We start from the raw sequence: 13,883 nt of genomic DNA, 5'->3' as shown, positions 1-13,883 counted from the left end.
TTGCGAAGCTATTTGAGCTTGATGACAACCTTGCCCTTGGCCCGGCCCTGCTCGATATAGGCCAAGGCGTCATTGGTCTGCTCAAACGGAAAGACCCGATCTACGACCGGGCAGATGACGCCCGTTTCGATGAGCGACGTGATTTGTGTCAACTGCCCGCCATTGGCCGCCATGAACAGGAACGAGTACCGGACACCTGCGCGTTTCGCCCGCCTCCTGATCCCTGCGCTCAGAACGCGCATGACCAGGTTCAACACCCAACTCAGCCCTTTCTCCCTGGCAAACCCAGGATCGGGCGGACCGGAGATCGAAACGGCGACGCCACCTGGCTTCAACACACGCAGGGACTTTTCGAGGGTCTTGTTGTCCTGGCTATTCAGGACGACATCGTAGCCCGAAAGGACTTTCTCGAAGTCGTCCTTCTTGTAGTCGACAATGACATCGGCGCCCAGCTTCCTGACCATATCCGTGTTCGAGGAGCTTGTTGTCGTGGCGACCGTCGCGCCGAGGTGCTTTGCCAATTGGATGGCGAATGTTCCCACTCCGCCGGAGCCGGCCTGAATAAAAACCTTCTGTCCTTTCTTCAGGCTCGCTCTTTCGACCAGCGCCTGCCAGGCGGTCAGCCCCACCAGGGGAATCGACGCAGCCTCCTCCATGCTGAGGTTCTTTGGCTTCAGCGCCACGTCCGCATCATCAATCGCGATGTACTCGGCGAAAGCCCCGATCCGACCGTCGCGCGGTCGCGCATAGACCTCGTCGCCCGGTTTGAACTGTCGGACCTTCGAGCCGACGCGAATGACCGTTCCAGCCACGTCATGGCCTGCAACGAAAGGCCGGGGATAGGGCAGGATGAGCTTGAACTCTCCATCCCTGATCTTGGAGTCCAGCAGATTGACGCTGGCAGCATGGATCTGCACCAGCACGTCCTTCTCCCCGACTTCCGGCTCCGGAACGTCTCCGAGCCGCAGGGGAGCGTTCTTTGCGTATCGATCGATGATGAAGGCCTTCATGGCAGCTTTCCCAAATTGAGGGACCCGGTGTGACGCGCCCCTATTGCATTACGCCCATTTACTGATAGTATGCTCATAATGCAATAGCTGATCGAAGGAGAAAGCAACATGCGCTACGAGAAGGGCAGGAAGGACGCATCGCGGCAGCGGATCATGGATGTGGCGACCGAACGGTTTCGCTCCGACGGCATCGCTGCATCAGGTATCGCCGGCATCATGGGCGAGGCGGGACTGACCAACGGCGCGTTCTATCCGCATTTTCCATCCAAGGCGGCGCTCGTGCGTGAGAGCGTGGCGGCGGCCCTGGAGGTTCAGGCGACCCAGATTCAGGAGGCGGTGGCTGCCGGTGGCCTGCCAATGGCCATCGACGCGTATCTGTCGGCGGAACACCGAGACAATCCAGGCCACGGTTGCGCTTCAGCCGCGCTGTTGCCCGAAATTGCGCGTGAGCCGGTCGAGACGCGCCAGGTTTACGCCGAGCACCTGCTCAAGCTCGTACGCCCGGTGGCGGCCGAACTGACACCCGACGCCCGCGACCCCGAAGATGTCGCGTTCGGCGTCTTCGCGACCCTGATCGGCACGCTTGAGCTGTCGCGCGCGGTGAACGGGACCGAACTGTCCGATCGCATCCTTGCGGCTGGCGCGGCAGCGGCGAAGGCGCTGCTCCAGCCCCGCGACAACGACAAGCCGGAAGAAAGGAAACCATCATGAACGTGCATCAGCTGTCGCGACCTGCCGCGATCATCAAGCACGAGGACGTGCCGACAAAAACGGTCGACGTCGGCGGCACGAAATTCGCCTACCGCGAGCTCGGGCCCACAACCGGGGTACCGGTGATCTTCCTTACTCATCTGAGTGCGGTACTCGACAATTGGGATCCCCGGGTCGTCGATGGCATTGCCGCAAAACGGCACGTTATCACCTTCGATAACCGTGGCGTTGGCGCATCAGGCGGGTCCACTCCCAACACGGTGGAGGCGATGGCCCGCGACGCGATCGCCTTCATCCGGGCCCTCGGCTTCGAGCAGGTCGATCTGCTCGGCCTATCTCTTGGCGGCTTCATCGCCCAGGCGATTGTTCAGCTGGAGCCTGATCTGGTTCGCAAGGTCATCCTCGCGGGAACCGGCCCAGCCGGGGGTACCGGCATCGACAGGGTGACATCAGTCACCATCTTCGACATGATCCGCGCCGCGCTGACCATCAGGGACCCAAAGAACTACCTCTTCTTCACCCAAAGCCCCAACGGCAAGAAGGCGGCGCGCGCGTTTCTGCAGCGCTTGAAGGAACGGACCAATGACCGCGACAAGCCCATCGCCCTCGGCGCTTTCAGCCAGCAGCTCAAGGCAGTCCGTGCCTTTGGCCTTGAGCGCCCTGCCGATCTATCGCGTGTCCGGCACCCGGTCCTCGTGGTGAATGGCGATCACGACAGAATGGTGCCCACCAGCAATTCCGTCGACCTGGCACGGCGCTTACCCAATGCCGAGCTGGTCCTGTACGAGGACGGCGGGCATACGGCCATTTTCCAGTATCACGGCGCCTTCGTGGAAAAGGCCCTGGACTTCCTCGAGGGCTAGTCAGGCGGTGCCGGTGTGGCCAGTTGGTGGGCAAATGACGCTTCGATCCATGCGCTAACCTGACGGGCAACACCGTACACTAGATCGGGGAAGCCCTGAGGAAGGAAGCGCACGCAAGCTAATTCGCCGAATCTGCGTTGCTTCGACAACGGACCTTCAGTCTGTTTCTGTAAAGCCAAGTGACACCCGTGCGTCAGGATGCGGCGCGCAGGCTTGTACGGACGCGCCGCCTGCTTGTGGCGCGGGACTTCTCCGCCACGACACCGGTGATCTCGACCACGCCGTTCTCATGCGGTTTGGCGTTTGTGACCTTGTGGAGACGCTCATAGGGCAACAGTTCCTTGACCCGGGCGTCGAGCACCGCGACTTCGGCTCGCAGGTCCTCGCATTCCTGCCTCTGGACATCGAGCTGTATCTGTTCGGATGCCTGCTGCAGGGAAAGCTGCGAAAAATTCGCGCTCACGGTCGAGAGGTGCATCTTGTCGTTTTCGTTCTCCTTTCTGAGAACCGACAACCTTTCCTCCGCAATTTGCTTTTCGGCGACAGCGTCGCTCCATTGAGCCTTGAGATTGGCGATCTCGCTCGCGGCTTGATTGTTCTCGTTCGAGGCGACTTCAAATCGTGATTGGAGGTTGCGAATTTCAGAACGCAGGCCGCCGATCTCAGCGAAACTACGCGCACGCTCGGCTTCCCTGTCACCTTCCATGATACGGGCCGCTTCCGTCATTTCCGACAGCTTCGCTTGCGCGATATCGAGCGATTTCTGCAGCCGCATCTCCTCTTGTTCGCTCTTGCCGAGCGCAGACAGCAGTTCCGAAAGTCGCGCCGCGTCACTGGCATGAATCGTCGAGAGCTCGTCCAGCCGGTGCCGCGCCTCAGCTTCCCGCTTCAGCGCCTTGTCGAAGTCGATCGACAGGCTGACATGCTTTTCCCGCAATATCTCGTTCTCGCGCGCGCATCGGTTGGCCTCGGCCGTTCTGGCCGAAAGCGTTTTGACGAGGTCGCCGAACTCCGCTTCGCGTTCTGCGCTCGCATTGCCTGCCACGACGAGTTCCAGCTTTGCTGCAGCAAGCGCACTGCGAAGTGCCTCCTTGTCCTCGGCCAGGCTTATCTCGCGCTGCTGCAGGGCCTCGACGGCGCTTTCGCGCTCGCGCTGCTTTCTGGTCGCATCGTGGAACTGCTCCGATAGCACTCTTTGCTGCGTGGTCAGGCTGCCATTTGCCAGTTCCAGTTCGTTGGCGCGAAGAATGTCCCCGTGAAGCAGCTTCAGGAATTCGCCTGTCAGGTGATGCGAGGTCGCGATCTCCGACAGTTTCGTGTTGATCTCCTCCAGATACTCGCGCGCATCGTCAAACAGCCCCTCAACGGCATCTAGCGCAGCCAGGCGGGTTTGTGTGTGGGAGGTCAGCCGCCGTGCGATCTCGGGAGCGTCGGCATCGTCCTCGGGCTGAGAGTTGTCATTCCTTGCCGCGAGATTCTCATCCGGAACGCTGTCCAACGGCGATTGGTCGTCCAGGTTGAGACACTCATCGAACGCATCCGCCAAATCGGCTTCGAGTTCCTTGAATGCCCTGTCCACCGTCTCGGCACGCTTGATCAGACTTCTGATTTTCATGACTGAACATCCCCTACTGTAACGCCATCTGGGGTCTCGATCCTCGCCTCCCGGACACGGGTTACCCCTTCCCCCTGATCGCGCGGTGGCGCATGAGGCGAGCCCACGCTAGGGACAGGCTTGGCCACTGTCCTCGTCTGTTTGAATGATGCAAACCTTGTAACTGCCCTGATTGCCGCCGGCTTTCGGGCAAACAACCACCGTCGGAACGTCCGCCGGAGGCCTTGCACCGACAGCAACTGACCGTACGTCAGCGATCATCGTCGTGCCGCTATCGGGAGAGGACGCGAATGCGGCTCTGAAACTCACCCCGATCGACATAGCATCCCCGCAGATGTCTCAGCCCCGTATTTGGGTTGAACGATTGGCGGCCGTGAAGCACCCGGCGATTATCGAAGACCGCCATTTCGCCGGCCTTGAGGCGGTAGGCTATTTGAAAACGCGAGCTGCGGATCATCATCATCAGCTTGCGATAAGCCGCATAGAAGGGGGTGCATATCTCGGAGGGAAGGTCGATGACATCGACAAGATGGGCGTTGAACCGCAACTCTGTCACGTCTCCATTGCGTCGAGTTACGATCACAGGAAACCGACCGCGCAGATCGTAGTTTTCGTCGTGAAAACGATAGGGGATATCGACCTCGCACAAGAGACGGTATGCTTCCGGATCTTCCGCCTGTAATGCGGCCACAACCGCAAACCCGTCGGCAAAGACCGATCCACCGCCCTCAGCTTCATTCGCGATGCAATGCAGGAATTGATAGCCGGGCGGCACCTCTTGGTTCGCGAGATCGGTGTGTAACGGCAAGGCGACAGGGGTGTAGGCCAAGTTGTTCGGGTTCGGCATCGACACGACTTCGAACATAGTGCCGAAATTTGTCTGGCGCAGGAAACCTACCCGCTCGGCCGCACGCCGCCCGGCGTCGGGATCATCGCCAAGCCCCTCGACGATGGAGAGCCCGTATGCAGCCGTCGCCCTCAGCCAGGCAAGCAGATCGGCATCGCTTTGAAAAAGGCCCCCGGCAGAGTAGCGCGGTATGGTTTCAAGATCGATCGAGCCGTCCCAGAGTTTCGGAGCGATCTCGGCCGGATCGTCCCGCTTTCTGCCTGGGCGGTAGGATTCAAAGAAATGGCCCGGGATTTCCTCCTCAGCCAGGCCGTTCGGCCAGACAATGCTCACAGCGCCGCGTCTGTCCTGGACGTTGAGGGGTCTGAGCGAGGCGTCAACGCTGGTCAGGTCGAATATTCGTTCTTGGGTCTGTGGGTGAAACGCCGATGGCGCATTATCCTTTAGCCAAAGCCAAGGATAGCAGACTGTTTCGCCTGACGAGAACGTCACGGCAAGCTCGGTCTCCCGGGCTTCCACGGAAAGCATGGTATTCATGATTGTGTCTCTCTGAACACGAAATTAAATCTTCAGATTGGATCGGGCCCGCAAGCCATCAACCCAGAGGTGGTGGCCACCACAAGCTCGGCTTCCCATAACGATGGGATCCGGGATTTCTGTTCGGTTCTTCGAGCACTCGATCTCCAGGTGAAACCTGGCTCCAGCTGAAATCTGGTGCACACAGCGATGGTAGCGGTCATTTGCCGGCGGTGTCCAGCTAAATGCAATGGGACCGCCATCCCCCTCTGGGCTGCCCTCGCCGACAACCCAGCTTCACTGCGGCGATAAAACCCATCATCATATCGGGAACCGCGTTGACGTAAACGTCAACCCGAAGCTATATGCGCCGGCGACCTTGATCGCGAAATGCGCAAGACGGCGACTTCGGGCCGGATCAAAGTGCCCCAGACCGAAGTGCCCCAGACCGAAGTGCAATGGGGTGCGACAAACGCAACGAGACGAGGAGAACGGCCATGGGCGTTCAGGAAATTGCCGACAAGATCAGCGCGCGCGTGGCGAGTGCCGGGTTCGATCGTTCCGTGAAATTCGATACCGGTGACGACGGTGTCATCGTCATCGACGGCGCTCAAGTCTCGACCACCGACGCGCCGGCCGACTGCACGATAAAGCTTTCGCTCGACGATCTGGAATCGCTGATATCGGGCGATCTCAACCCGACGATGGCGTTCATGTCCGGCAAGATAAAGGTCGAAGGCGACATGAGCGTCGCCATGGCGCTGAGCCAGTTGATCGGCTGACCCATTCCAATCCTGGATGGAAACAAGCCGCCGCCCGATGGCAGCGGCTTGTTTCCGATCCGTCAGGCAGCGAGCGACAGCCGCTGTGCCTTCAGCTTGCGCCCGGCCGCCTTCAGCGTGCCCTGTGCGCCGGCGAGCACGCCTTCCACCAGTTCCAGCGCCAGCAGGCGGTGCCGCTCATAAGGTCCCGGCATGGCCAGCGAGCCGGTTTTATCGGCCGAGAACCCGAAGCGCTCGTAATAGGGCGCATCGCCGACCAGCAGGATCGCCGCATGGCCGAGGCGCGCGGCTTCAGCGATTGCATGGCGCATCAGCGCCGAGCCGATGCCGGCATTCTTGATTGTGGGATCGACGGCGAGCGGGCCAAGCAGAAGGGCGGACCTACCGCCCTCGCCCAGCACGACATCCCACAGCCGCACGGTACCGGTGACAGCGCCCGACGCGTCACGTGCGACAAAGGCAAGGCCTTCCGAAGGCCGGCGGCCGCGCCGCAGCTTTTCCGACGATTTTCTCCGGCGCTTCGGCCCCATGGCGCGGTCGAGCAAGGCTTCGCGCGCCGGGACGTCGGCAGCGGTTTCGGCGGTGATGACGAAAGCGCCAGCAATCTCCCCCCTCGAGGGGGAGATGTCGCCAAAGGCGACAGAGGGGGTCGGCACGTCCTGACGCGACACCCTGTCGTGGGCGAAGGACGTCGGCGCTTCACGCGAGACGACCCCCTCTGGCCACTTCGTGGCCATCTCCCCCTCAAGGGGGGAGATTCCGCGCGCGGCGCCATCAACGATGAAATCCACAATTTCCATTTCCGCGATCCTTCACGAGCGGATTGTTCCACAGGCGAACCGAGGCGGGCGATCTCGTCGCCCGCGCCGGATGATCTGACCGGCTCTTGCGAGCCGTCAGATCACGTAGGATCGGAGAGGCTCGAAGCCGTTGAAGGCGACCGAGGCGTAGGTCGTCGTGTAGGCGCCGGTGCCCTCGATCAGCACCTCGTCGCCGATGGTCAGCGACAGGGGCAGCGGATACGGCGTCTTCTCGTACATCACGTCGGCCGAATCGCAGGTCGGGCCGGCGAGCACGCACGGCGCGGTCTCGGTGCCGTCATGCGCGGTGACGATCGGGTAGCGGATCGCCTCGTCCATCGTCTCGGCGAGCCCGCCGAACTTGCCGATGTCGAGGAAGACCCAACGCACATTGTCGTTGTCGGCCTTCTTCGAGATCAGCACGACTTCCGACTTGATGACGCCGGCATTGCCGACCATGCCGCGGCCCGGTTCGATGATGGTCTCGGGAATCGCGTTGCCGAAATGCTTGCGCAGCGCCGAGAAGATCGCCTGGCCATAGGCCTGTGCCACCGGCACGTCCCTGAGGTAACGGGTCGGGAAACCGCCGCCCATATTGACCATCTTGAGCACAATGCCTTCGTCAGCGAGCGTAGCGAACACCTTTTTGGCGTCGCCGAGCGCGCGGTCCCAGGCGGTCAGGTCGGTCTGCTGCGAGCCGACATGGAACGACACGCCATAGGCGTCCAGCCCGAGCGCCCTCGCATGGCGCAGCACGTCGACCGCCATCGCCGGCACGCAGCCGAACTTGCGCGACAGCGGCCATTCGGCGCCTTCGCCGTCGGTCAGCACGCGGCAGAACACACGGGCGCCGGGTGCAACGCGGGCGATCTTCTCGACCTCCTCGACGCAATCCACCGCGAACAGCCGGATGCCGAGCTGATAGGCGCGCTGGATGTCGCGCTCCTTCTTGATGGTGTTGCCGAAGGAGATGCGGTCCGCCGGCGCGCCGGCGTCCATCGCCATCTCGACTTCGGCAACGGAAGCGGTGTCGAAGGACGAGCCCATCGCAGCAAGCAGGCGCAGGATTTCCGGCGCCGGATTTGCTTTCACCGCATAGTAGATTTTCGAATCGGGAAGCGCCTTCTCGAAGGCGCGGAAATTGTCGCGCACGACATCGAGATCGACGACGAGGCAAGGGCCGTTCGGACGTCGGGTGGCGAGGAAGTCAAGGATGCGCTGGGTAGCCATCGGGGTCTCTCCATAGCGCCTTTCGGCGCGCACAAGGCTGCGGGACGCGGGTCATCGACCTCGCGAACACGCGGTGGACAAAGGCGGGACGTCAATCCATGGAACCAGCCGGTGGAGACCCCGGAACCATGAAGCGCCGTCTCGCGGCGGTGAACCTTGGCCTTGCCCGGCCTCGGTTCGCTTTGTCTGCCTTGGCTTGGATTGGGAGAACCCGTTCCGCACTGCCGGCAATGAAGGTGTGCCTCTTCAGTAACCCCGGTCTTTGGACGACCGGCAGAACACCAGAAAGGCCCGCACCGTCGTTGCTTCAAGGTGTCCTCGGTCTGGCGGTTGGCCGCTAAACCGACTGGAGGGGTTAGCTCCAGTTACCTTACCGATATCCCTCACCATTTTGAGGATCGGCGGACACCCACAGGCACGTGCGACTTTGGGCAAGCGCGATATAAGGTCGATGGATTTCACAATCAATAAAAATCGTACGCCAGGTTGTAAAATTCCTGGCGTCGAACAATGTTGCAACAACTGTATCCGGATATCGAACGCATGGCAGGCACTCGCGGCCCTCTGAACGCTTTTCTCGACCTCGATGGTATACCGGTATCCAATGCGCAGTCCGGCCCGCTTGCCGGCCTGCGACTGGCCGTAAAGGATATTTACGACGTCGCCGGCTACCGCACCGGCTGCGGCAATCCGCAGAAATACCAAGAGGCTTCACCCGCCTCGGCGACGGCGCCGGCCGTCCAGGCGCTGCTTGATTCGGGCGCGTGCTTCGTCGGCAAGACGCAGACCGACGAACTGGCCTTCTCGCTGATGGGGCTGAACGCGCATTTCCCGTCGCCGGTCAATCCGGCAGCACCTGATCGCGTCACCGGCGGCTCGTCCTCCGGTTCCGCCGCCGCGGTCGCCGGCGGGCTGGCCGACATCGCCGCCGGATCCGATACCGGCGGCTCGATTCGCGCCCCGGCAAGCTTTTGTGGGCTGATCGGCCTGAGGACCACGCATGGCCGCATCTCGCTCGAAGGCGCCATGCCGCTGGCCCCTTCACTTGATACGTTCGGCTGGTTCGCCAGGGACACGGCCACCTATGACAAGGTCGGCGCGGTGCTGCTCGGCAACGATCCGCACAACCACGAATTGCAGCGCGCCCTCGCGCTGGATGCGCTGGACGGGCTCGTGCTCGGCCCGCGGGAAGCTAATGAGTATCGCGCCATGGTCCGCGCTGTCGCATCGGTGCTGGGCGCACCGCGTACCGTTGCCCCGCTGTCGCATTCCACCGACGGTCTCTATTGGTGCTTCCGCAAGCTGCAGGGATACGAGGCGTGGCAAAATCATGGTGCCTGGATCGCCGGCGGCGATCGGATGCTCGGCCCCGGCGTCAAGGAGCGCTTCGAGCATGGCGCAACCATCGACGCGGCAACCGCACAATTTGAAACGGAACGTCGCGTTTCGTTTCGTCTCGAGCTTGCCGACATGCTTGGCGAGGACGGCGTTCTTGTGCTGCCGACCGCTCCAGGTGCCGCCCCGCTCAAGACCGCCTCATTCGACGATTTGCAGACCTATCGCGAACGCGCGCTGAGACTGTTGTGTCTTTCCGGTCTGTCCGGCTTTCCGCAGATCACCCTGCCGCTGGGTCTGGGTGACGGCGCCCCGTTCGGCCTCTCGCTGCTCGGACCGAAAAACAGCGACCGGCAGCTGATGGCGCTTGCCGCGCGCATCCTTTCAGCCCAGCAAAGGAGCGCATGACATGGATACGCTGACCCGCATGCGCGCCTTCATCGACGTCGTCGAGGCCGAAGGATTTTCGGCAGCGGCGCGCAAGATCGGCCGCTCCAAGGCGCTGCTGTCGAAATATGTGCGCGAGTTGGAGGACGAGCTCGGCGCGCTGCTGCTCAACCGCACCACCAGGCAGTTCTCGCTGACCGAGGCCGGCCACACCTATTACCGCCGCGCCTCGGAGATCGTCCGCGAGGTCGACAGCCTGGCCGATGCGGTGCGCGAATCCTCCGGCGACGTGCGCGGCAGGATCAAGCTGTCGGCGCCGCGCACCTTTGCCGACGCGCCGATCGGCCTATCGCTGATCGACTTCGCCAAGCAGCATCCCGACATCGTGCTCGACATTCATCTCGATGACCGCTTCGTCGATCTGGTCGAGGAAGGCTTCGATCTCGCCGTGCGCATTTCGCGGCTGGAAAGCTCCTCGCTGATCGCCAGGCGCCTGGCGCCGTTCTCGGTGCGGCTGTGCGCATCGCCCGAGCTGATCGCCAGGCACGGCATGCCGGCGCGGCCGCAGGACCTTGGCCGCATGCCCTGCATCATCGACACCAATGGCCGCTGGCTGACCAACTGGCCGTTCAAGGGCGACAGCGGCGACACGGTGACCGTTTCGGTCTCCGGTCCGATCGAGGTCAACAGTCCGATGGCGGCAAGGGCGGCCGCCGTGGCGGGATTGGGATTTTCCATCCTGCCGGATTTCATCGCAGCGCCCGATATCGAAAGTGGCCGGCTGGTGACCGTGCTGGATGACCGCATCCTGCCGGGTGGCGGCATTTTCGCCGTCTATCCGCACCGGCGCTATTTGCCTGCGAAAGTTCGCGTCTTTGTCGATTTCCTGGTGCAGTGGTTCAAGACGATTGACAATGCATGAGCTTTTGGCCGCCCGGGGTCCCATTTTCGCCCGCTTTCTGGTAACTCTCGACAGTCACCGAAGTCGATGGAATCACCACCCAGAATGAACCTGAAGCGGCAAGCAATCATGATGGCTTCGGCCATGGCGGCGACTTTTGCCACGGTCGGGCCAGCCGACGTGCATCCCCACGTCTTCGCCGAGGCTCGCCTCGAAGTGATCCTCAGCCCGGATCACCAAAGCGTGAAGGCCTTGCGTCATGTCTGGCGCTTCGACGATTTGTTTTCGAGCACGGTGATGATGGAGTTCGACAAGAATTCCGATCTGAAGCTTGACGACAAGGAGCTGAAGGAAGTCGCCGACACCGTCCACGCTTCGCTGGCGGAGTTCAATTACTTCCAGCTCGTCACCGTCGACGGCAAGGATGAGGCGATGAGCCCGCCGCCGCAGCTGATGGCGAATTTCGACAACGACCAGCTCATTATCCTGTTCGAATCCGAACCCAAGGCGCCAACCAGGCTGGCCGGCAAGATCGATATCGGCGTCTATGACCCGACCTTCTACACGGCGATCGATTTCACCGAGGATGCCAATATGCAGGTCGCCGACTTGCCGTCGACATGCACGAGCAAGGTCGTTCGTCCGAACCCCGACGAGGCGATCGCCGCGAACCAGAAGAACCTGACGGACGCCTTCTTCAATGATCCGACAGGCACCGATATGAGCAAGATATTTGCGACCAAGCTTGAACTGAACTGTCAGCCAAAAGGATAATCCGGTGACGAAACCGTCCCTGCGTTTGGCTTTCGGCCTTTTGGCCGCCGCCCTTGTCATGACGCACGTCCTCGGCTCAGCCCACGCCCAGAGCTCGCTCGGCATCGGCACCAATGACGGGATGGCCCCCACCACCGGCCCGTTTGCCCAGATCCTGATGTGGATCAATCTGCGTCAGCAGGAATTCTACCGCGCGCTTGCCGGTGCGATGAAGGCGATGCGTGAGGACGGCAGCAAACTGTGGCTGCTTATCGGCCTGTCCTTCGCCTACGGTATTTTCCATGCCGCCGGCCCCGGTCACGGTAAGGCGGTGATCTCGTCCTACATGGTCGCGAACGAAGTCGCGCTCAGGCGCGGCATCATGCTGTCCTTCGTCTCGGCCCTGTTGCAGGCGCTGACGGCGATCCTGGTGATGATGCTCGCCTACTTCGTCCTGCGCGGCACCACCATATCGATGACCGACGCGGCATGGTTCCTCGAAGTCACGAGTTTTGTCTTTGTCACCCTGTTCGGCGCCTGGCTTTTGTGGCGCAAGGCCGGCCCTGCCATCCTTCGCCTGTTCGGTGCGAACCCTGCCTATAGCCTTTCGGCGGCCCATGCCGGCCATTCGCAAACAGGCCATCCTGCACATGCGCATTCGGTGCATGCGCTTCACGCACATGGCCATGACGGCCACGATAACCAGGATCATGGCGCACACGACCATCACCATGACCATGGCGGACACGATGACCATGGCGGGCACCATCACCATGCGGCGGGCGAAGTCTGCGAGACATGCGGACATTCACACGCGCCCGACCCGGCGCTGCTTTCCGGCGACCGCTTCGACTGGCGCACCGCCTGGTCGGCGGTGGCTGCGGTCGGTATCCGCCCCTGCTCGGGCGCGCTGATCGTGCTGAGCTTTGCCATGCTCAACGGGCTGTGGTTCGGCGGCATCCTGTCGGTGCTGGCGATGGCACTCGGCACCGCGATCACCGTCTCGATCCTGGCGACGCTGGCGGTGACGGCCAAGAACTGGGCGGTGTATTTCGCTGGCGACGGCCGCATGGGCAACCGCATCCATTCAATCGTCGAGATCGGCGGCGCCGAGGTCGACAATTGGCGTAGTACTGGAAAGACCCGAACATCAACGCAAGTTAGATCTTCCCGTCCAACTCGTCCTCGATATGGGCGCGGATGATGTCGTCGAAGCTGGTTTCGGCGGCAAAGCCAAGCTCCCTCGACCGCCGCGCCTCGAACCGTGTCGGCCAGCCCTTGACGATCGCCCAGATCGTATCGTCGGGCTCCTCGCGGATCAGTTTCACCGCCTTGGCGCCGGCAATGCGTTCCAGGGCCTCGATCTGCTCACCGACCGTGACGGCGACACCGGGCATCGTCAGATTGCGGCGCGGCCCGACGGCGCTGCCGTCGATCCCTGCTGCGTGGATCAAAAAATTCACCGCCGAGCGCGGGCTGGCGTGGGTGTGCACGACAGAGCGCGGCACCGGCAATATCGCCTCCTGGCCGTTCAACGGCTCGCGGATGATGCCGGAGAAAAAGCCCGAAGCCGCCTTGTTGGGCTTGCCCGGCCTGACGCAGATGGTCGGCAGCCTGATGCCGATGCCATCGAAGAAGCCGCGCCGCGTATAATCGGCGAGCAGCGCTTCTCCCATCAGCTTCTGCGTGCCGTAGGAGGTCAATGGCGTCGGGTGGAATTCATCTGATATAATGTCCGGAAACGGTGCGCCGAACACGGCGATCGACGACGTGAAGACGACGCGCGGCGCAAACCCCGCCAGTCTTATGGCATCGAACAGCGCCCTTGTGCCGTCGAGATTGACGCGATAGCCGAGGTCGAAATTGGCCTCCGCCTCGCCCGACACGACGCCGGCGAGATGAAAGATCACGTCTGGGCGCGACGCGACCAGCCGTTCCATCGCGCTCGCCGCGGCGAGATCGCCTGTATGGATGGTGACGTCGACGCCATCCAGTGTCGGCGCCTGCGGCGGCACGATGTCGTGAAGGTCGAGCGCGGCGACCTTCCGGCCGCTGAGCGTTCCGTCCTTCGCCAGCCGGGCGATGAGCTTGCGGCCGACCATGCCTGCCGCGCCGGTAATCAAAACACGCATA

Annotated in this window: 13 protein-coding genes; 7 read left to right on the top strand and 6 right to left on the bottom strand. The window is 62.1% G+C overall.

Annotated features, from left to right (window positions below; translation table 11 throughout):
• Positions 1-8 precede the first annotated feature (8 nt).
• On the bottom strand, positions 9-1,010 hold the full coding sequence (locus AC0L2A_RS16720; RefSeq protein ID WP_473609706.1) for an NADP-dependent oxidoreductase: 1,002 nt from the start codon (positions 1,008-1,010) through the stop codon (positions 9-11).
• Between the two features lie 108 nt (positions 1,011-1,118).
• Here AC0L2A_RS16720 and AC0L2A_RS16715 point away from each other — a divergent pair, with 108 nt between their 5' ends.
• The gene (locus AC0L2A_RS16715) at positions 1,119-1,721 is read left to right on the top strand and encodes a TetR/AcrR family transcriptional regulator (RefSeq protein WP_091594828.1); all 603 of its coding nucleotides are present in this window, start codon (positions 1,119-1,121) and stop codon (positions 1,719-1,721) included.
• Positions 1,718-2,584, top strand: a complete 867-nt coding sequence (locus AC0L2A_RS16710) for an alpha/beta fold hydrolase (protein WP_473609705.1) — start codon at positions 1,718-1,720, stop codon at positions 2,582-2,584. Before AC0L2A_RS16715 ends, AC0L2A_RS16710 begins: the two co-directional genes overlap by 4 nt.
• Positions 2,585-2,777: 193 nt before the next feature.
• On the opposite strand, the gene AC0L2A_RS16705 is transcribed toward AC0L2A_RS16710, so the two are convergent.
• Positions 2,778-4,199 (bottom strand): coiled-coil domain-containing protein, encoded by a 1,422-nt coding sequence (locus AC0L2A_RS16705; protein WP_473609704.1) that lies wholly within the window; start codon positions 4,197-4,199, stop codon positions 2,778-2,780.
• Between the two features lie 271 nt (positions 4,200-4,470).
• Entirely contained in the window at positions 4,471-5,583 is a 1,113-nt protein-coding gene (locus AC0L2A_RS16700; RefSeq protein ID WP_473609702.1) for a TauD/TfdA family dioxygenase, read from the bottom strand.
• A gap of 476 nt (positions 5,584-6,059) precedes the next feature.
• On the opposite strand from AC0L2A_RS16700, the gene AC0L2A_RS16695 reads away from it, so the two are divergent.
• Entirely contained in the window at positions 6,060-6,344 is a 285-nt protein-coding gene (locus AC0L2A_RS16695) for an SCP2 sterol-binding domain-containing protein (protein WP_473609701.1), read from the top strand.
• Positions 6,345-6,406: 62 nt separating this feature from the next.
• Here the strand turns inward: AC0L2A_RS16695 and AC0L2A_RS16690 are convergent, their stop codons facing one another.
• Positions 6,407-7,081, bottom strand: coding sequence for a GNAT family N-acetyltransferase (locus tag AC0L2A_RS16690; RefSeq protein ID WP_473609700.1), 675 nt, complete (start codon positions 7,079-7,081; stop codon positions 6,407-6,409).
• A gap of 159 nt (positions 7,082-7,240) precedes the next feature.
• Positions 7,241-8,374, bottom strand: a complete 1,134-nt coding sequence (odc2, locus tag AC0L2A_RS16685; RefSeq protein ID WP_091594841.1) for an ornithine/lysine decarboxylase — start codon at positions 8,372-8,374, stop codon at positions 7,241-7,243.
• A 543-nt stretch (positions 8,375-8,917) separates the two neighbouring features.
• Between odc2 and AC0L2A_RS16680 the strand changes: the two genes are divergently transcribed.
• From AC0L2A_RS16680 to AC0L2A_RS16665, 4 genes are all read left to right on the top strand, one after another.
• Positions 8,918-10,117, top strand: a complete 1,200-nt coding sequence (locus AC0L2A_RS16680) for an amidase (RefSeq protein WP_473609698.1) — start codon at positions 8,918-8,920, stop codon at positions 10,115-10,117.
• A gap of 1 nt (position 10,118) precedes the next feature.
• A complete protein-coding gene (locus AC0L2A_RS16675; RefSeq protein WP_473508144.1) occupies positions 10,119-11,018 on the top strand; it encodes a LysR family transcriptional regulator in 900 nt (299 codons plus the stop codon).
• Between the two features lie 84 nt (positions 11,019-11,102).
• The gene (locus AC0L2A_RS16670; RefSeq protein WP_023798037.1) at positions 11,103-11,771 is read left to right on the top strand and encodes a DUF1007 family protein; all 669 of its coding nucleotides are present in this window, start codon (positions 11,103-11,105) and stop codon (positions 11,769-11,771) included.
• Between the two features lie 4 nt (positions 11,772-11,775).
• Positions 11,776-12,954: a nickel/cobalt transporter gene (locus tag AC0L2A_RS16665; RefSeq protein WP_473609696.1), complete on the top strand. Its 1,179-nt coding sequence runs from the start codon at positions 11,776-11,778 to the stop codon at positions 12,952-12,954.
• On the opposite strand, the gene denD is transcribed toward AC0L2A_RS16665, so the two are convergent.
• Entirely contained in the window at positions 12,911-13,882 is a 972-nt protein-coding gene (gene denD, locus AC0L2A_RS16660; RefSeq protein ID WP_473609695.1) for a D-erythronate dehydrogenase, read from the bottom strand. The two genes, AC0L2A_RS16665 and denD, sit on opposite strands and share 44 nt — an antisense overlap.
• Position 13,883: the final 1 nt, after the last annotated feature.

The sequence above is a fragment of the Mesorhizobium sp. WSM4844 genome (genome assembly GCF_055811775.1).
The sequence above is the reverse complement of the archived record's forward strand: the minus strand, read 5'-3'. Positions and strand labels throughout refer to the sequence as shown.

What these genes read in the sequence shown, in the direction of transcription:
- AC0L2A_RS16720 (WP_473609706.1), bottom strand. Translation starts at nt 1,010, where the DNA reads ATGAAGGCCTTCATCATCGATCGATACGCAAAGAACGCTCCCCTGCGG.
- AC0L2A_RS16715 (WP_091594828.1), top strand. Translation starts at nt 1,119, where the DNA reads ATGCGCTACGAGAAGGGCAGGAAGGACGCATCGCGGCAGCGGATCATG.
- AC0L2A_RS16710 (WP_473609705.1), top strand. Translation starts at nt 1,718, where the DNA reads ATGAACGTGCATCAGCTGTCGCGACCTGCCGCGATCATCAAGCACGAG.
- AC0L2A_RS16705 (WP_473609704.1), bottom strand. Translation starts at nt 4,199, where the DNA reads ATGAAAATCAGAAGTCTGATCAAGCGTGCCGAGACGGTGGACAGGGCA.
- AC0L2A_RS16700 (WP_473609702.1), bottom strand. Translation starts at nt 5,583, where the DNA reads ATGAATACCATGCTTTCCGTGGAAGCCCGGGAGACCGAGCTTGCCGTG.
- AC0L2A_RS16695 (WP_473609701.1), top strand. Translation starts at nt 6,060, where the DNA reads ATGGGCGTTCAGGAAATTGCCGACAAGATCAGCGCGCGCGTGGCGAGT.
- AC0L2A_RS16690 (WP_473609700.1), bottom strand. Translation starts at nt 7,081, where the DNA reads ATGGCCACGAAGTGGCCAGAGGGGGTCGTCTCGCGTGAAGCGCCGACG.
- odc2 (WP_091594841.1), bottom strand. Translation starts at nt 8,374, where the DNA reads ATGGCTACCCAGCGCATCCTTGACTTCCTCGCCACCCGACGTCCGAAC.
- AC0L2A_RS16680 (WP_473609698.1), top strand. Translation starts at nt 8,918, where the DNA reads ATGGCAGGCACTCGCGGCCCTCTGAACGCTTTTCTCGACCTCGATGGT.
- AC0L2A_RS16675 (WP_473508144.1), top strand. Translation starts at nt 10,119, where the DNA reads ATGGATACGCTGACCCGCATGCGCGCCTTCATCGACGTCGTCGAGGCC.
- AC0L2A_RS16670 (WP_023798037.1), top strand. Translation starts at nt 11,103, where the DNA reads ATGAACCTGAAGCGGCAAGCAATCATGATGGCTTCGGCCATGGCGGCG.
- denD (WP_473609695.1), bottom strand. Translation starts at nt 13,882, where the DNA reads ATGCGTGTTTTGATTACCGGCGCGGCAGGCATGGTCGGCCGCAAGCTC.